This window comes from Alicycliphilus denitrificans, from assembly GCF_044792555.1.
Classification (GTDB): Bacteria; Pseudomonadota; Gammaproteobacteria; order Burkholderiales; family Burkholderiaceae_C; genus Alicycliphilus; species Alicycliphilus denitrificans_A.
The window spans coordinates 2,608,838-2,624,828 of record NZ_CP126238.1; the positions used below are offsets into that span (position 1 = coordinate 2,608,838).

Annotated in this window: 18 protein-coding genes and 1 pseudogene; 7 read left to right on the plus strand and 12 right to left on the minus strand. The window is 65.0% G+C overall.

Annotation, left to right across the window (positions count from 1 at the left end; genetic code table 11):
• Positions 1-15 precede the first annotated feature (15 nt).
• A complete protein-coding gene (locus P7644_RS12470) occupies positions 16-660 on the plus strand; it encodes a TIGR02281 family clan AA aspartic protease (RefSeq protein WP_404299577.1) in 645 nt (214 codons plus the stop codon).
• Positions 661-686: 26 nt separating this feature from the next.
• Positions 687-1,679: an HD-GYP domain-containing protein gene (locus P7644_RS12475; protein ID WP_404299579.1), complete on the plus strand. Its 993-nt coding sequence runs from the start codon at positions 687-689 to the stop codon at positions 1,677-1,679.
• A 2-nt stretch (positions 1,680-1,681) separates the two neighbouring features.
• Here the strand turns inward: P7644_RS12475 and plsY are convergent, their stop codons facing one another.
• The 5 genes and pseudogenes from plsY to guaB all read right to left on the minus strand — a co-directional run bounded on the left by plsY (position 1,682) and on the right by guaB (position 7,061).
• The gene (gene plsY / locus P7644_RS12480) at positions 1,682-2,314 is read right to left on the minus strand and encodes a glycerol-3-phosphate 1-O-acyltransferase PlsY (RefSeq protein WP_404299581.1); all 633 of its coding nucleotides are present in this window, start codon (positions 2,312-2,314) and stop codon (positions 1,682-1,684) included.
• A 39-nt stretch (positions 2,315-2,353) separates the two neighbouring features.
• Positions 2,354-2,854: a Cys-tRNA(Pro) deacylase gene (ybaK, locus tag P7644_RS12485; RefSeq protein ID WP_404299583.1), complete on the minus strand. Its 501-nt coding sequence runs from the start codon at positions 2,852-2,854 to the stop codon at positions 2,354-2,356.
• 245 nt (positions 2,855-3,099) lie between these two features.
• A pseudogene (locus P7644_RS12490) lies at positions 3,100-3,609 on the minus strand (DDE-type integrase/transposase/recombinase); the annotation flags it as partial.
• A 282-nt stretch (positions 3,610-3,891) separates the two neighbouring features.
• The gene (gene guaA / locus P7644_RS12495; RefSeq protein ID WP_404299585.1) at positions 3,892-5,508 is read right to left on the minus strand and encodes a glutamine-hydrolyzing GMP synthase; all 1,617 of its coding nucleotides are present in this window, start codon (positions 5,506-5,508) and stop codon (positions 3,892-3,894) included.
• A gap of 77 nt (positions 5,509-5,585) precedes the next feature.
• Positions 5,586-7,061, minus strand: a complete 1,476-nt coding sequence (gene guaB, locus P7644_RS12500) for an IMP dehydrogenase (RefSeq protein WP_404299587.1) — start codon at positions 7,059-7,061, stop codon at positions 5,586-5,588.
• A 115-nt stretch (positions 7,062-7,176) separates the two neighbouring features.
• Here guaB and P7644_RS12505 point away from each other — a divergent pair, with 115 nt between their 5' ends.
• Positions 7,177-7,671, plus strand: a complete 495-nt coding sequence (locus P7644_RS12505; protein ID WP_404299589.1) for a DUF4124 domain-containing protein — start codon at positions 7,177-7,179, stop codon at positions 7,669-7,671.
• On the opposite strand, the gene P7644_RS12510 is transcribed toward P7644_RS12505, so the two are convergent.
• Positions 7,665-8,003 (minus strand): RnfH family protein, encoded by a 339-nt coding sequence (locus P7644_RS12510; RefSeq protein WP_404299591.1) that lies wholly within the window; start codon positions 8,001-8,003, stop codon positions 7,665-7,667. The genes P7644_RS12505 and P7644_RS12510 overlap by 7 nt on opposite strands.
• Positions 7,996-8,436, minus strand: coding sequence for a type II toxin-antitoxin system RatA family toxin (locus P7644_RS12515; RefSeq protein WP_404299593.1), 441 nt, complete (start codon positions 8,434-8,436; stop codon positions 7,996-7,998). Before P7644_RS12515 ends, P7644_RS12510 begins: the two co-directional genes overlap by 8 nt.
• A gap of 90 nt (positions 8,437-8,526) precedes the next feature.
• Here P7644_RS12515 and smpB point away from each other — a divergent pair, with 90 nt between their 5' ends.
• The 4 genes from smpB to P7644_RS12535 all read left to right on the plus strand — a co-directional run bounded on the left by smpB (position 8,527) and on the right by P7644_RS12535 (position 10,858).
• Positions 8,527-9,000 (plus strand): SsrA-binding protein SmpB, encoded by a 474-nt coding sequence (gene smpB / locus P7644_RS12520; protein ID WP_404299595.1) that lies wholly within the window; start codon positions 8,527-8,529, stop codon positions 8,998-9,000.
• Between the two features lie 100 nt (positions 9,001-9,100).
• Positions 9,101-9,466 carry a hypothetical protein gene (locus tag P7644_RS12525; protein WP_404299597.1) on the plus strand — a complete coding sequence of 122 codons (366 nt, stop codon included), beginning with the start codon at positions 9,101-9,103 and terminating at the stop codon, positions 9,464-9,466.
• 13 nt (positions 9,467-9,479) lie between these two features.
• On the plus strand, positions 9,480-10,004 hold the full coding sequence (locus P7644_RS12530; protein ID WP_404299599.1) for an RNA polymerase sigma factor: 525 nt from the start codon (positions 9,480-9,482) through the stop codon (positions 10,002-10,004).
• Between the two features lie 23 nt (positions 10,005-10,027).
• Positions 10,028-10,858 carry an anti-sigma factor family protein gene (locus tag P7644_RS12535; RefSeq protein ID WP_404299601.1) on the plus strand — a complete coding sequence of 277 codons (831 nt, stop codon included), beginning with the start codon at positions 10,028-10,030 and terminating at the stop codon, positions 10,856-10,858.
• On the opposite strand, the gene P7644_RS12540 is transcribed toward P7644_RS12535, so the two are convergent.
• From P7644_RS12540 to rbfA, 5 genes are read right to left on the minus strand one after another with little or no spacing between them, the layout of a single operon-like run.
• Complete coding sequence (locus tag P7644_RS12540; protein WP_404299603.1) at positions 10,809-11,900, minus strand: enoyl-CoA hydratase/isomerase family protein; 1,092 nt, start codon at positions 11,898-11,900, stop codon at positions 10,809-10,811. The genes P7644_RS12535 and P7644_RS12540 overlap by 50 nt on opposite strands.
• Complete coding sequence (locus P7644_RS12545) at positions 11,897-12,736, minus strand: DMT family transporter (RefSeq protein ID WP_404303193.1); 840 nt, start codon at positions 12,734-12,736, stop codon at positions 11,897-11,899. The genes P7644_RS12540 and P7644_RS12545 overlap by 4 nt, the downstream gene beginning before the upstream one ends.
• A 52-nt stretch (positions 12,737-12,788) precedes the next feature.
• Positions 12,789-14,618, minus strand: coding sequence for a translational GTPase TypA (gene typA / locus P7644_RS12550; protein WP_404299605.1), 1,830 nt, complete (start codon positions 14,616-14,618; stop codon positions 12,789-12,791).
• A complete protein-coding gene (gene truB / locus P7644_RS12555; RefSeq protein WP_404303194.1) occupies positions 14,615-15,613 on the minus strand; it encodes a tRNA pseudouridine(55) synthase TruB in 999 nt (332 codons plus the stop codon). The genes typA and truB overlap by 4 nt, the downstream gene beginning before the upstream one ends.
• Positions 15,609-15,989, minus strand: coding sequence for a 30S ribosome-binding factor RbfA (gene rbfA, locus P7644_RS12560; RefSeq protein ID WP_404299607.1), 381 nt, complete (start codon positions 15,987-15,989; stop codon positions 15,609-15,611). Before rbfA ends, truB begins: the two co-directional genes overlap by 5 nt.
• Positions 15,990-15,991: the final 2 nt, after the last annotated feature.

The window sequence follows — 15,991 nt, forward strand, 5'->3', positions numbered from 1 at the left end:
CGCACACCCGCCCCCATGCGTCCCCTGCTTGCCTGCCTGAGCACCACGCTGGCGCTGGCCGCCGCCATGCCGGCGCAGGCGCAGAACGTGGCGCTGGCCGGCATTCTGGGCGGCAAGGCCCTGCTGGTGGTGAACGGCAGCGCACCGCGCGGTGTGGCGCCGGGCGAGTCCCACATGGGCGTGCGGGTGATCTCCGTGGGCCGCGACGAGGCCGTGCTGGACAGCGCCGGAGGCCGCAGCACCCTGCGCCTGGGCGAGGCGCCGGTGAGCGTGGGCAGCAGCGGCGCGGGCCAGCGCGTGGTGCTCAAGGCCGATGCGCGCGGGCATTTCGTGAGCAGCGGCCAGATCAACGGCCGCGTGATGCAGTACATGGTGGACACGGGTGCCTCCACCGTGGCCATAGGTCGCCCGGACGCGCAGCGCATGGGCCTCCAATTCGAGCAGGAGGGCCAGAGCGTGATGATGCACACCGCCAACGGCATGGCCCAGGGCTGGCGCCTGCGGCTCGACTCCGTGCGCGTGGGCGACGTGGAACTGCGTGGCGTGGACGCCATCGTCACCCCCCAGCCCATGCCCTATGTGCTGCTGGGCAACAGCTTTCTGCGCGAGTTCCAGATGAGCCGCAACGGCGACGAGATGGTGCTGCACAAGCGCCGCTGACGCGCAACACAGCCAGAATCTGCCCTATGTCTGCACAAGCACCAGCCAAAGCGACCGAGACGGCCGACAGCGAGTACGAGGATTTGATCGGCCAGTGGTCGGATCTGGAATCCGCACTCGCCGCAGTGCTCGCACGGCCGCACAGCGTCCAGGATTTCCCGGTGAAAGTACGCCAATGCGACCGCTGGCTGCAAGACCTGGTGGCGCACGACATTGATGCGGCGCTGTACCTGATGTTTCAGCTCGCCTCCACCTCCACGGTGGGCTACAGCGCCTCCCATGCACTGGTGTGCGCCACGCTGTGCCACATCCTGGCGCCGGAACTGCAGCTGCCGGCGCATGAGCGCGACAGCCTGGTGCGCGCGGCCTTCACCATGAACATCGGCATGACGGCGCTGCAGGACGAACTGGCCCAGCAGCGCGAGCCGCTCACACCCGAACAGCGCATGGCCGTGGATCGGCACCCGCAGGCGGGCCTGGATCTGCTGGAGGAACTGCACATCACCGACGACCTGTGGCTGGACGTGGTGGCCTTGCACCACCAGCCGCAACCCGAGGTACTGACAAACCTGCCCGCCCCAGAGCGGCTCGCCCGCATCCTGAACACCATAGACCGCTATGCGGCCATGATCAGCCCGCGCAAAACACGCGCGGGGCGCAGCGCCACCGATTCGGTGCGCGCCATCGTCGGCCAGGTCGCGGACTCGCGCGACGAAATCGGCCTGTCCCTGGTGCGCACCATAGGCCTGTGCCCGCCGGGCACCTTCGTGCGGCTGGACAATGCCGAAACGGCCATCGTGCTGCGCCGCAGCGAGCGTGCCAACTTCCCACTGGTGGCCAGCGTGCTCGATGCCAAGGGTAAGCCGCAATCCTCCCCCAGGCTCTACCACACGGTGCGTGGGCAACCGCACATACAGGCCGCTCTGGCCCGCTCAGCCGTCACCGTGGAGCTGCCCCAGCGCGCCATGGTGCGCCTGGGCCTTTTTGCGGCGCATCGCACCGACACCGTCTCTGGTTGAATTCAGCCTTTCTTCTTTGAACCCAGGCGCGATTCCTTGCCCTGGATCAGTCGCTGGATATTGGCCTTGTGGCGCCAGGCCAGCAGGCCGGACATCACGGCAATGGTCACGCCCACGCGCGCGTCGCTGTACCAGGCCATGCCGGCGCCCAGCACATAGAAAAACGGCGCAAACACGGCTGCCACCAGCGAAGCCAGAGAAGAATAGCGGAAGAAGAAAACGATGATGCCCCAGGTCAACAGCGTGGCCAGGCCCAGCCAGCCGCTGATGCCCAGCAGCACACCCAACGCCGTGGCCACGCCCTTGCCCCCCTCGAAGCGGAAGAACACCGGCCACAGGTGGCCCAGGAAGGCTGCCAGGCCCACCAGGGCCTGTGTGCCCTCCTCCAGCCCATGGGGTGCGCCGAACCAGCGCACCAGCGCCACCGGCAGCCAGCCCTTGGCCGCATCCAGCAGCAGCGTGATGACCGCCGCCGCCTTGGAGCCCGAGCGCAGCACATTGGTGGCGCCCGGGTTCTTGCTGCCATAGCTGCGCGGGTCGGACAGACCCATGACGCGGCTGACGATGACTGCGAACGACAAGGAACCGAGCAGATAGGCGGCCACGGTGGCGGCAAGGGACAGGAAGATGCTCACGGCAAGAATGAAAGGAGGGAGGTGATGGGGAAAGGCGCCCTATTCTGCCAGCGCGCATTGCACCGGCCGCGCAGAAAGCAGCCGCACGCACACCTGCGGATCAAGCTGCACCAAATAGCCGCGCCGCCCGCCATTGATGGCAATGCGCGGCAGCTGCAGGATGCTTTCCTCGATGAACACAGGCATAGCCTTGCGCGTGCCAAACGGCGAGGTGCCGCCCACCAGGTAGCCACTGTGGCGATTGGCCACCTCGGGCGTGCAAGGCTGGACCGACTTGGCACCAATCTGGCGCGCCAGGTTCTTGGTGGACACCTTGCGGTCGCCGTGCATGAGCACGATGAGCGGCCTGGCGTCCTGGTCCTGCATCACCAGGGTCTTGACCACCATGTGTTCATGAAGCCCAAGCTGGCGCGCGGACTCTTCGGAGCCACCATGCTCCACGTAGTCATAGGAATGCTCGGTGAATTCCACCCGGTGCGCGCGCAGCAGCTGCGTGGCGGGCGTTTCGCTCACATGGGCGGTCTTGTCTTTCTTGGCCATAGTGAAAAATCATAGCGTCTTGCGCTTACCGAACAAGCGGTACAGCCACTTTCATCCAAATTATTGACCAGTATCGCGTGCCTGCCAGCGCAGAGCGTCAATGTCGGCAACCATGCTGTCCAGGCGTCGAGGAGTCTGTCGGACTTTCCCGACTTTGTCGGAGTGGGTCTTGGCCACACAATATCGACATGAGCCGCTTCATTCCCGCAGACCGAGACACTGAATCGTTCCGGCTTTCGAGGAGGCTACGTGGTTAAAGTAGTCGCCTCCACACAGGCTTGTGCGATGGCTTGATCGCTGAAGTATTTTGCTTCAGCTTCTGCAGGTGGGATGTTGCCAATGGGCTCAAGCAGGCGCTGGGTGTTGAACCAGTGCACCCACTCGAGGGCGGCCAGCTCCAGCTGCTGGCGTGACTGCCACGGCCCCAAGCGCTTGATGACCTCGGTTTTGTACAGCCCGTTGATCGTCTCGGCCAATGCGTTGTCAAAGGCATCGCCCGTGGAGCCCACCGAGGCAGCAACGCCCGCTGCATGCAGCCGCTGGCTGTAGCGCAGTGACAGGTACTGCGCTCCCCTATCTCCGTGATGCGTGAGCATGCCCGGCTCGGGCTGGCGCGCGTGCAGTGCCTGCTCCAGTGCATCGAGTACGAAGTCCGTCGTCATGCTGGCACTCGTCTGCCAGCCGACGATGCGCCGGGCAAAGGCGTCGGTGACGAAGGCCACGTAAAGCCACCCCTGCCAGGTGGACACTCCTGTTCATGACGGCTTTACCGTCAGGGGTCAGGAGACCTGCTGATGCCTGGAAAGCCGCATGAAACAAGCTTTCCAGAGGAGTGATTTACCGTCAAAGACCGATTTGGTCTCGATAGTAAACAAGGAGGTCTTAATCCGACCTCCGGTTTCTACCGTCACCTCTACCGTCAATCCGTTTCGCTGCCCGGCGATAGTCACCGATAGCTGCCGTGACGTATTTCCTTTGAAATCAATACGTTATGTCGGATTTTCGATAGCTGGCGATAGTCCCCGAAGGACCTGATTTCACTCCCACTCGATCGTCGCTGGTGGCTTGCTGGAAACGTCATAGGTCACACGGTTGATACCGCGCACCTCATTGATGATGCGTCCCGAAACCTTTTTCAGCAGGCTGTAGGGCAGCTCGGCCCAGTCGGCGGTCATGAAGTCGCTGGTCTGCACCGCGCGCAGCGCCACCACGTAATCGTAGGTTCGGCCGTCGCCCATCACGCCCACGCTTTTCACGGGCAGGAAGACGGTGAAGGCCTGGCTGGTCAGGTCGTACCAGCTCTTGCCCGTCGCCGGGTCGATGCAGGCGCGCAGTTCCTCGATGAAGACGGCGTCGGCGCGGCGCAGCAGGTCGGCGTATTCCTTTTTCACCTCGCCCAGGATGCGCACACCCAGGCCGGGACCCGGGAAAGGATGGCGGTAGACCATTTCGCGCGGCAGATCCAGGGCCACACCAAGTTCGCGCACCTCGTCCTTGAACAGGTCGCGCAGCGGTTCGAGCAGTTTCAGGCCCAGTTGCTCGGGCAAACCGCCGACGTTGTGATGGCTCTTGATGGTGACGGCCTTCTTGGACTTGGCGCCGCCCGACTCGATCACGTCGGGATAGATGGTGCCCTGCGCCAGGAAGGTGGCGCCCTTGTGGCCGCCGCCCGCAGCCTTGAGCTTGGCAGCCTCGGCCTTGAACACGTCGACGAACAAGCCGCCGATGATCTTGCGCTTCTGCTCGGGTTCGGAGACGCCCGCCAGTTTGGAGAGGAACAATTCCGACGCATCGACGCGAATCACCTTTGCATGCAGCTTGCCCTCGAACATGTCCATGACCATGTCGCCCTCGTTGAGGCGCAAGAGGCCATGGTCGACAAACACGCAGGTCAGCTGGTCGCCGATGGCGCGATGGATCAGCGCGGCGGCCACGCTGGAATCCACGCCACCGGACAGGCCCAAGATCACCTCTTCGTCACCCACCTGGGCGCGTATGGCTTCGACGGCCTCGGCGATATGATCCTTCATGACCCAATCTGGCCTGGCGGCACAAATACCCAGGACAAAGCGCTCCAGCAGCGCCCGTCCCTGCACGGTGTGCGTGACCTCCGGGTGGAACTGCACGGCATAAAAGTGCCGCACCTCGTCGGCCATGCCCGCGATAGGGCAGGAGGGCGTGGAAGCCATGAGCTTGAACCCCGGTGGCAGCCCGGTAACCTTGTCGCCATGGCTCATCCAGACCTTGAGCATGCCGTAGCCCTCGGGCGTGGCGAAGTCCTCGATGCCCTTGAGCAGCTCGGTATGTCCATGTGCACGCACCTCGGCGTAGCCGAATTCACGGGTGTGGCTACCTTCCACCTTGCCTCCCAATTGATTGGCCATGGTCTGCATGCCGTAGCAGATGCCGAGTACCGGGATCCCCAGTTCGTACACCGCCTCCGGAGCCTTGTCATCCACCTCGTACACACTGGCGTGGCTGCCTGAAAGAATCACACCCTTGAGCCTGCCATCAGCCGCAAAGGAGCGTACCCATTCACTACTGACGTCGCAGGGATGGACCTCGCAGTACACATGGGCCTCGCGCACGCGCCGCGCGATGAGCTGGGTGACCTGGGAGCCGAAGTCGAGGATGAGGATCTTGTCGTGTTGCATGATGGAGCGACAGGGTCAGGAAAAGACAAAGGCCCGAACGCCTTGAAAATGGGTTCGGGCCTGCGGTGCGCCGGGGTTCAATCGGCGCGGTAGTTGGGGGCTTCCTTGGTGATCTGCACGTCGTGGACGTGGCTCTCGCGGATGCCAGCTGCGGTGATCTCGACGAACTCGGCCTTGTCGTTCATCTCGGCAATCGTCGCGCAGCCGCAGTAACCCATGGCGGCACGCACGCCACCGGCCATCTGGAAGACGATGGAGACCATCGAGCCCTTGTAGGGCACGCGGCCTTCGATGCCTTCGGGCACCAGTTTGTCGGCATTGGGGTTGCCGGTGGTTGCTTCCTGGAAGTAGCGGTCGGCGCTGCCCTGCTGCATGGCGCCGATCGACCCCATGCCGCGGTAGCTCTTGTAGCTGCGGCCCTGGTACAGGATGACCTCGCCCGGAGCTTCCTCGGTACCGGCGAACATGCCGCCCATCATGATGGTGGAGGCGCCGGCCGCGATGGCCTTGGCGATGTCGCCCGAGAAGCGGATACCGCCATCGGCGATCAACGGCACGCCCGTGCCCTTGAGCGCGGTAGCGACGCTGTCAATGGCCATGATCTGCGGCACGCCCACACCGGCGACGATGCGCGTGGTGCAAATCGACCCAGGGCCGATGCCGACCTTGACCGCGTCCGCACCGGCCTCGACCAGCGCCAGCGCCGCAGCGCCGGTGGCGATGTTGCCGCCGATGACATCCACCTGGGGGTAGTTCTGCTTGACCCAGCGCACGCGCTCGATCACGCCCTTGCTGTGGCCGTGCGCGGTATCGACCACGATGGCGTCCACACCGGCCTTGACCAGCAGCGCGACGCGCTCCTCGGTGCCCACGCCCACGCCCACGGCGGCGGCCACGCGCAGGCGGCCCTCGCTGTCGCGCGCGGCGTTGGGGAAGGTGGTCTGCTTGTTGATGTCCTTAACGGTGATCAGACCCTTCAACTCAAAGGCGTCGTTCACCACCAGCAGGCGCTCCAGCTTATGCTTGTTGAGCAGCGCCTTGGCCTGCGCCGGGCTGGTGTGGTCTTTTTCGTTGACGGTGATGAGCTTCTCGCGCGGCGTCATGATCTGGCTGACCTTGACGTCGTAACGCGTCTCAAAGCGCACGTCGCGGCTGGTGACGATGCCGATGACCTTGCCGCCGTCGCATACCGGAAAGCCCGAGATACCGAGGTTTTCCGACAGCTCCAGCACCTGCAGCACCGTGTGCTCGGGCGTGATGACCACAGGGTCATGCACCACGCCGGATTCGTGGCGCTTGACTTTGGAAACCTCGGCGGCCTGCTGCTCGGCCGTCATGTTCTTGTGGATGACGCCTATGCCGCCCTCCTGCGCGATGGCGATCGCCAGGCGCGCCTCGGTCACGGTGTCCATGGCGGCGGACACGAGAGGCAGGTTGAGCTGGATATTGCGCGTGAAGCGCGTGGCAAGAGAGGTGTCCTTGGGCAGGACCTGGGAGTACGCTGGCACCAGCAACACATCGTCGAAGGTGAGCGCTTTTCCGAGAAGGCGCATGTGAAAGCTCCAAAAAAAGGATTGTACCCGGGTCGGCACTGGTCACCGGTGACAGGGATTCACGCACTGCCCGCCCGCTGGCCGGCACGCGATGCCCCCCGCTACACTCGCTTGCATGAAATGGCACAAGCTTCTTCTTCTGGCGCTGGCCGGCTTCTGGTCCACTGCTGCCCTGGCCCAATGGCAATGGATGGATAAGGACGGGCGCAAGGTATTCAGCGACCGGCCGCCTCCGCAGGACGTTCCCGAGAAAAACATCCTCAAGCAACCCCATATGGCAAGCCAGCCGCAACCTGTGGCAGCGACCACAAGTGCCGACACCCCCACCGCCACGCCAGCCCCCCCCGGCCTTGGCAAGGACAAGCGGCTCGAAGAGAACAAGGCCAATGCAGAGGCCGCCGAGGCCGTCAAGAAAAAGGCCGACGAGGAACGCCAGGCCAAGGTGCGCGCCGACAACTGCGCGCGCGCCAAGCGCGCCAAGGCCCAGCTGGCCGAGGGTCAATTGGTGAGTCAAGTCAACGCCAAGGGCGAGCGCAGCTTCATGGACGATGCCACCCGCGCGGCCGAGCTGCGCCGGGCCGACGAGATCATCGCCTCAGACTGTCAATAGCCGGGCTTGGCCCCCGGCCGGCGCTTGGCAAACAATCCCGCCGCGCGTGCGCCCTGGGTTTTGAAGCGCTGGCGTCGCGCCAGCTTGGGATCAACGATCAAGGGGCGGCAGCATTCCACGCGGTCGCCATCACGCAGGGGCTCGGTCACCGGCACCACCCTACCCCAGATGCCGCAGACCAGCTCGTCACCCTGCACACTGAGAAGGCAGGCGCGCAATGCCTCGGCCACCGTGGCTCCCGCGGGCAGCTGCAGGGGCCACTCCTGCGCCTGGCCCGGCTGCAGCGATGCGGCCACGGTGATATGCAGTACCGCCCCTGCACCTTCAGCCATAAACCTGCTCTGCCCTTTTGATGAAGGCGTCCACAAAGGTCGCGGCAATGCGGTCGAACACCGGGCCTACCAGGGCGGCCAGCGGCCTGCTGTCAAAGCCATAGTGCAGCTGCAGCTCCACCTTGCAGGCACGCTGCGTGCCGTCGCCCACGGGGTGAAAGTGCCAGTCCCCGTCGAGCTTGGAAAACGGGCCTTCGACCAGCTCCATCTTCACGCGCCGGCCCTGCTCATGCGTGTTGCGCGTGATGAAGGACTTGCGCATTCCCCCCAGGGAGATGCCAACCTCGGCCTTCATGCTGTGCGCATCGCTTTCCAGGACGGTGGCGTGATCGCACCAGGGCAAGAATTCCGGGTACTTGGTCACGTCCGTCACCAGGGCGAACATTTCTTCGGGGCTGTACCAGATGAGGACGGATTTGTTGACTTTTTTCATGGGGACGGGGCGCCTAGAATGGCGAGCGCGAGACGACAACGATTGTAGGGAGGCCTTGGAACTCCCGGTTTGCGCCGCACCTGAAAGACCATGGCCAAGAAACCCGATACATCGTCACGCATTGCCGACAACAAGAAGGCTGCATACAACTATTTCTTCGAGGAGCGCCACGAGGCCGGCATGGTGTTGCACGGCTGGGAGGTGAAGGCGCTGCGCGAGGGCAAGGTGCAGCTCACCGACGGCTACGTGGTCATCAAGGATGGCGAGCTGTTCCTGATCGGCTGCCAGATCAACCCGCTCAAGACCGCCTCCACCCACGTCAACCCGGACGCCACGCGCATCAAGAAGCTGCTGCTGCACAAGGACGAGATCCGCCGCCTCATTGGCAAGGTGGAGCAGAAAGGCTACACCCTGGTACCGTTGAATCTGCACTGGAAGGATGGCCGAGCGAAGTGCGACATCGCCCTGGCCAAGGGCAAGGCCGAGCATGACAAGCGCGACACCATCAAGGAGCGCGAGGGCAAGCGCGAGGTGGAGCGCGTCATGAAGAGCCGCCACCGCTGACCGTTTTTTGTGCGGGGCATGGAATAAATGCCCGTGCAACGGTGTTTGTCGCAGCGTCCGGCCGTAATTTCGTGCGGCCGGCGCCTCAACGGAGAACACCATGACCCAACTCAGTTCCTTGCTCGCCGCGCTGGCCCTGGCCGGCTGCTACTCCATGTCACACGCACAGGTCAGCACCCAGGGCGGCGTCCTTGTCGGCCCCAATGGCATGACGCTCTACATCTTCGACAAGGACATGGCCGACAGCGGCAAATCGGCCTGCAACGGCACCTGCGCCACCAACTGGCCACCACTGACCGGCATGGCGGCACCCAGCGGCGACGGTTACAGCCTGATCCAGCGCGACGATGGCACCAAGCAGATAGCCTACAAGGGCAAGCCGCTGTACTACTGGATCAAGGACACCAAGCCCGGGGACAAGACTGGTGACGGCGTGAACAACGTGTGGCACACCGCCACGCCATGACCCCGGCACGACCATGAACCGCGCCCAGATCGTGGATCAACTGCCCGGGCTGCGCCGCTATGCGCGCGCGCTCACCGGCGACCCCTGGGCAGCCGATGATCTGGTGCAGGACACACTGGAGCGTGCCTGCCGCAAATGGTTGCTGTGGCGCAGCGGCAGCGACCTGCGCGCCTGGCTGTTCACGCTGATGCACAACCTCTACCTGAACCAGCGCCGCGGCCTGATCGCGCTGCAAACACTGGACAGCGAAATGCTGGCCACGCTGGCGGGCACGGATGGCGTGGCGTGCGACACCGCCATCGACCTCGACCGCTGCCTGCAGCGCCTGCCGGCCGAGCAGCGCGCCGTGCTGCTGCTGGTGACGCTGGAGGACATGGCCTACGCCGACGTAGCCCGAATCCTGGGGATACCCGTGGGCACGGTGATGTCGCGCCTGTCGCGGGCCCGCGGCCGCATGCGCGAGCTGATGGAGCTGGCGCCGGCCCATGCGCCCCACGCCAACACAGCACGGCCCACCCCCCTGAAACGCATGAAGTGACCACCTCTGCGCCGATGCCCACCATGAACTCTTCCCACCCTCCCCTCCCGGACGATTCCGACCTGCACGCCATGGTGGACTGCCGCCTGCCGCCCGAGGATGCCGAACGGCTGCGCGCCAGCCTTGCCCCCGCGGCACAGGAGGAGGCGAACGCCTGGGCACAGCAGCGCGCGTTGCTGCAGACATTACACGGGGACTGGCTGGAGCGCCCCCTGCCCGAGGTCCTGCGTCAGGCAGCGGGCAGGCTGCAGGACACGCATGCCGCGCGCCGGCGCTGGGCTACCTGGGGCGGCATGGCCGCCGGCTGGCTGCTGGCCTTCGGCCTGGGCTGGGGCCTGCATGGGTCATGGAGCGACGGAGCCACACTGGCCGCGACTGCGTCGCCGCCCCTGCTGTTTGCGCAGCAGGCCACCGTGGCTCACGCGGTCTATCAGCCGGAACAGCGCCACCCCGTCGAGGTGGCGGCTGCGCAGCAGGAGCATCTGGTGCAGTGGCTGTCCAAGCGCCTGGCACGCCCGCTCGCGGTGCCGCATTTGCAGCAGCAGGGTTTCGAGCTGGTAGGTGGGCGCCTGCTGCCCGGTGGCAGTGGTGCCCGCGCCCAGTTCATGTACCAGAATGCCGCCGGCACGCGCATCACCCTGTACCTGGGCGCACTCGACGATGCACAGGCCGAGGCCTTCCAGTTCTACGACAAGGGAGCAGTATCGAGTTTTTACTGGGTGGAGCGCGGTTTTGGCTACGCGCTCAGCGGCGAAATGCCGCGCCCGGCGCTGCAGGCGCTGGCCACGGCCGTGTACCGACAGCTCAGCGCAGCGCCGCCAATGGGTGCGCATGCGCCGGCCAAGGGCTCCTGAAGAAGGCCTGCACCAGCTCGGGGCTCACATCCTCGATGCGCGCGGGGCTCCAGGCGGGGCTGTGGTCCTTGTCCACGGCCAGGGCGCGGATGCCCTCCAGCGTTTCGCTCTGGCCCTGGCGCAGGTAGAAGCAGTGGCGCACCATGTCGCGCTCCATGCGCAGGTCGTCGGCCAGGCCCATGGCGCGCGCGCGGCGGATCTGCTCCAGTACCACATGCAGCATCAGCGGCGAGCGGCGGCGCAATGTGGCAGCCGTGGCACGTGCCCAATCGTCGTCCGACTCTTCCAGGGCGGCCACGATGGCGGGCACATCCGCCAAGGAAAAATAATGGTCAATTTGCTCTCTAACGCTTATCTGACAAGCGCCAGCAGCTATCGTTTTAGATAGTACCCACTGCTGCACGGCGGCGCCGTCGGCAAAGCCCTGCTCGCCCAGGCCCTGCCACACCGCGGCCTGTTGATCGGCGGGCAGAAAACCGTCGGCCAGCCTAAAGGCAATCGCGTCCGCCGCACCAATGGTGTCGCCCGTCAGGGCCAGCCATTCACCCACGCGACCGGGGCAGCGCGAGAGGAAGTAGCCGCCACCCACATCCGGGAACAGACCGATGGCCGTCTCGGGCATGGCCATCTTGGTGCGCTCGGTGACGATGCGCAGCGTGCCCCCCTGGCTGATGCCCATGCCACCACCCATGACGATGCCGTCCATGAAGGCGATGTAGGGCTTGCCGAAGTTGTGGATCAGGTGGTTGAGGGCGTATTCCTCGGTGAAGAAATCCTCGATCTGCGGATTGCCCACCGTGCCCGCGGCGTGCAGGAAGCGGATGTCGCCACCGGCGCAAAAGGCCCCGAAGGCGCCCTCCTTGTTGCTGCCGCGAATGGCCACGGCCAGCACCTTGTCGTCACGCTGCCAGTCCAGCAGCACTGCCATCAGATCGCGCACCATCCCAAGCGAGAGCGCATTCAGCGCCTTGGGGCGGTTCAAAGTGATGCAGCCCACCCGGCCGCGCAGCTCGGCGATCACTTCACCCGTTGTCCCGGTCATTGTTGTTCCTTCCATCCCAGCAGTTCATTGAAAACCAGCGCGCCGATCACCAGCGTGCCTCCCATCAGCACGGCCGGGGCCGGGCGCTCGCCGGCGCCTGCCCAGACGAGCACGATTCCAAAAATCACTTCCAGCAGGCTCAGCAGCGCGATCTCGGGCGCCTTGAGCACGCGCCCACAATACACCACCAGTATGCAGGGGATGGCCAGCTGCACCAGGCCCAGCAGGCCCAGCAGGCCCATATCACGCGCCGACGCCTGAAACGGCAAGGCCCAGGGCAGCGTGGCCAGCGCCGACAGGGCCGCGCCTATCAGCACCGCAGGCACCAGGTCCACCGCCTGGCCATGGCGCTGCGAATGCTGCACCACGGTCCAGTTGACGGCCGCCGCCACGGGTATGCACAGCGCCACGGCCAAGCCCACGGGCGACAGGGCCGCCACCTCGGCACCATACATCCAGACAATGCCCAGGCCCGCCACCACGATGGACAGGGCCGTGCGCGGCGCAATGCGGTGGCCGATGAAGACACGCGCCACCAGGGCCGTGAGCATAGGCCCCGCCGCCATGGTGACCAGCACATTGGCCACGGGCATGAGGGTGATGGCCACCATGAAGGCGGTAAACATCACCCCCCAGCACAGCCCCGACAACCACAGCGCGCGCGGGCCGTACAGCACCTGGGCAAACACGCCGCGCCCGCGCAGCCAGGGCAGGATGAGCAGCAGCGACAGCAGCATGAAAAAGCTGCGCCAGAAGGTGATCTCGAAGCTGCGCGCCTGCTCCAGGTGGCGCGTGACGACGCCGGCGATCGACCACATCAGGGTCGCCAGCGCCATCAGCCATACGGCCTGGGCATGGCTCAGGCCAGGACGGGCAAGAACCTGTGGTTCAGGCGCCTTCACGGCTGGCGCGCTTGCGCTCGTGCTCCTTGAGGAAGCGCTTGCGCAGTCGGATGCTCTTGGGGGTGATCTCGACCAGTTCGTCATCCTCAATGAACTCCACGCCGTATTCCAGCGTCAGATCGATGGGCGGGGTGACCTTGATCGCGTCCTCCTTGCCGGACACGCGGAAGTTGGTCAGCTGCTTGGTGCGCGTGGCGTTGACCACCAGGTCGTTGTCGCGGTTGTGCACGCCGACGATCATGCCCTCGTACACCGGGTCGCCGGCCTTGACGAACATACGGCCGCGGTCGTCCAGCTTGCCCAGGGCATAGGTGAAAATCTCACCGTCGTCCATGGAGATCAGCACGCCGTTCTTGCGCCCGCCGATGTCGCCCTTGTGCGGCTCGTAGCTGTCGAAGATATTGCTGATCAGGCCCGAGCCACGCGTGAGGTTCAAAAACTCGTTGGTAAAGCCAATCAGGCCGCGCGCCGGGATGCGGTATTCCAGGCGCACGCGGCCACGGCCGTCCGGCTCCATGTTCACCAGCTCGCCCTTGCGCTCGCCGAGGGCCTGCATCACGCCGCCCTGGTGGCCCTCCTCGATGTCGGCCGTCACCAGCTCGATAGGCTCGCAGCGCTCGCCGTCAATGTCCTTGAACACCACGCGCGGCTTGGAGACGGCCAGCTCATAGCCCTCGCGGCGCATTTCTTCAAGCAAGATGGTCAGGTGCAGTTCACCCCGCCCTGCCACCTCGAACACGCCATCCTCATTGGTCTCCTTGATGCGCATGGCCACGTTGGAGCGCAGCTCCTTTTGCAGGCGGTCCCAGATCTGGCGACTGGTGACGAACTTGCCCTCGCGCCCGGCCAGGGGCGAGGTGTTGACGCAGAAGTTCATGGTCAGCGTCGGCTCGTCGATCTTCAGCATGGGCAGGGGCTGGGGGGTGGCCATGTCGGTGATCGTCTCGCCAATACCCACGTTCTCGATGCCGTTGATGAGCACGATCTCCGAGGGACCGGCCTCCGTAACCTGCACGCGGTCTAGGCCCTGGAACTGGTGGATCTGGTTGATGCGGCCCTTGTAGCTGGCGCCATCCGGGCCGGCCATCACGAGAACGTCCTGACCGGCCTTGAGCGTGCCCTGGGTGATGCGGCCCACGCCGATACGGCCCACGAAGGTGGAATAGTCCAGCGCCGAAATCTGCATCTGCACTGGTGCCGTCGGATCGCCCTTGACCGAGGGCACATGCTTCAGAATAGTGTTGAACAGGGCCGACATGTCGGGGCCCCACTGCTCGCCGGGCTCGCCCTGCTCCAGCGAGCTCCAGCCGTTGATGCCCGAGGCATAGACCACGGGGAAGTCGAGCTGCTCGTCGGTTGCGCCCAGCTTGTCGAACAGGTCGAAGGCGGCGTTGACCACGTAGTCGGGGCGCGCGCCGGGCTTGTCCACCTTGTTCACGACGACGATGGGCTTGAGGCCGAGCGCCAGCGCCTTCTTGGTCACAAAACGCGTCTGCGGCATGGGGCCTTCCTGCGCGTCGATGAGCAGCACCACGCCGTCCACCATGGACAGGGCGCGCTCCACCTCGCCGCCAAAGTCCGCGTGGCCGGGCGTATCGAGGATGTTGATGTGCGTGCCTTCCCAGCTCACGGCGCAGTTCTTGGCCAGGATGGTGATGCCGCGCTCGCGCTCGATGGCGTTGCTGTCCATCACCGTGTCCACGACCTTTTCGTGGGCGGCGAAGGTGCCGGACTGGCGTAGCAGCTGGTCCACCATGGTGGTCTTGCCATGGTCGACGTGGGCAATGATGGCGATGTTGCGGATTTGTTTGCTCATAGCGTGGTTTCCAATGTGCCGCGTTCTATGTGGGCGCGCGGCGCGCCTTGCAGAATTTGTTGTATTTCGATCGGGCTCAGGAGTCGGCCGGGGATCAGCTCCCCTGCCTGCACATGCCCCACGCCCAGCAGCGCATGCGGACGCTCGCCGTAGACGGCGACGGCTGGCGCGTCAGGCCAAGGACCACGGCGGCGCAAGCCCGAGAGAAAGCGCCCGGCATCCTGCTCCTCCAAGGTGACAGGCTTGTGTCCGGCCAGCAGGGTATCGACGGGCAGCACCTGGCGCAGGCGCTCGTCGTCAGTCATGGCCTCGAGCTGAGCCAGCGTCACGCAGCGTTCCACCCCCAGGCCGCCGGTGTCTATGCGGCGCAGGAAAATCAGGTGCGCGCCGCAACCCAGGGCCGCGCCGATGTCTTCACCCAGGGTGCGGATATAGGTGCCCTTGCTGCATTTAACTATAAATTTAATAGCTATTCGCGCTTGACTGTCATGCGTTAACTCCATATTTAACGCATGAATGACGACATCGCGCGCGGGGCGCTCCACTTCGACCCCGGCACGGGCGTATTCATACAGCGCCTTGCCATCTTTTTTCAGGGCGCTGTGCATGGGCGGCACCTGGCGTATGGGGCCGGTGAACTGCGCCTGCACGGCGGCCAGGCGCTCGGGCGTGAGTTGATCCGCAGTGACGGGACGCTCCTGCAACACCTCGCCCTCGGCGTCGCCAGTAGTGGTCGTGACGCCCAGCAAGGCAATCGCCTCGTAGGTCTTGGGGGCGTCGAGCTGCAAGGCGCTGAACTTGGTCGCCGCGCCAAAGCACAGCGGCAGCACGCCGCTCGCCAGCGGATCCAGCGTGCCGGTGTGGCCGGCCTTTTCGGCACGCAGCAGCCACTTCACCTTTTGCAAGGCGTCGTTGCTGGAGAAGCCCAGGGGTTTGTCGAGCAGCAGCACTCCGTGCACCGGGCGCCGCTGCACCCGGACACGGGGAGCGTTAATCATTGCCGTCGTCGTCCTTGGAGCGCGATGCCACGGCGCGTGCGATCAGTGCGTTCATGTCGGCGGCGCGCTCCTGCGTGCGGTCGAACACGAAATGCAGCGTGGGCACGGTATGGATGTGCAGACGCTTGAACAGACCGTTGCGCAGGAAACCCGCCGACTGGTTCAAAGCCTCCTGCGTGGCCGCGCCATCGCCCACGAGCACGCTGAAGAACACCTTGGCGTGCGCGTAGTCGGGCGTGACCTCCACGGCCTGCAGCGTAACCATGCCGATGCGCGGATCCTTGAGTTCGCGGATCAGCTCGGCCAGATCGCGCTGGATCTGGTCCGCGACCTTGAAGCCGCGGTTGGGCGTGGAGGATTTCTTGGCAGCCATGG

Bases quoted from the DNA above. Each gene is read 5' to 3' on its own strand.
- P7644_RS12470 (WP_404299577.1), top strand. From the start codon at position 16: ATGCGTCCCCTGCTTGCCTGCCTGAGCACCACGCTGGCGCTGGCCGCC.
- P7644_RS12475 (WP_404299579.1), top strand. From the start codon at position 687: ATGTCTGCACAAGCACCAGCCAAAGCGACCGAGACGGCCGACAGCGAG.
- ybaK (WP_404299583.1), bottom strand. From the start codon at position 2,854: ATGGCCAAGAAAGACAAGACCGCCCATGTGAGCGAAACGCCCGCCACG.
- guaA (WP_404299585.1), bottom strand. From the start codon at position 5,508: ATGCAACACGACAAGATCCTCATCCTCGACTTCGGCTCCCAGGTCACC.
- guaB (WP_404299587.1), bottom strand. From the start codon at position 7,061: ATGCGCCTTCTCGGAAAAGCGCTCACCTTCGACGATGTGTTGCTGGTG.
- P7644_RS12505 (WP_404299589.1), top strand. From the start codon at position 7,177: ATGAAATGGCACAAGCTTCTTCTTCTGGCGCTGGCCGGCTTCTGGTCC.
- P7644_RS12510 (WP_404299591.1), bottom strand. From the start codon at position 8,003: ATGGCTGAAGGTGCAGGGGCGGTACTGCATATCACCGTGGCCGCATCG.
- P7644_RS12515 (WP_404299593.1), bottom strand. From the start codon at position 8,436: ATGAAAAAAGTCAACAAATCCGTCCTCATCTGGTACAGCCCCGAAGAA.
- smpB (WP_404299595.1), top strand. From the start codon at position 8,527: ATGGCCAAGAAACCCGATACATCGTCACGCATTGCCGACAACAAGAAG.
- P7644_RS12525 (WP_404299597.1), top strand. From the start codon at position 9,101: ATGACCCAACTCAGTTCCTTGCTCGCCGCGCTGGCCCTGGCCGGCTGC.
- P7644_RS12530 (WP_404299599.1), top strand. From the start codon at position 9,480: ATGAACCGCGCCCAGATCGTGGATCAACTGCCCGGGCTGCGCCGCTAT.
- P7644_RS12535 (WP_404299601.1), top strand. From the start codon at position 10,028: ATGAACTCTTCCCACCCTCCCCTCCCGGACGATTCCGACCTGCACGCC.
- P7644_RS12540 (WP_404299603.1), bottom strand. From the start codon at position 11,900: ATGACCGGGACAACGGGTGAAGTGATCGCCGAGCTGCGCGGCCGGGTG.
- P7644_RS12545 (WP_404303193.1), bottom strand. From the start codon at position 12,736: ATGGCGCTGGCGACCCTGATGTGGTCGATCGCCGGCGTCGTCACGCGC.
- typA (WP_404299605.1), bottom strand. From the start codon at position 14,618: ATGAGCAAACAAATCCGCAACATCGCCATCATTGCCCACGTCGACCAT.
- rbfA (WP_404299607.1), bottom strand. From the start codon at position 15,989: ATGGCTGCCAAGAAATCCTCCACGCCCAACCGCGGCTTCAAGGTCGCG.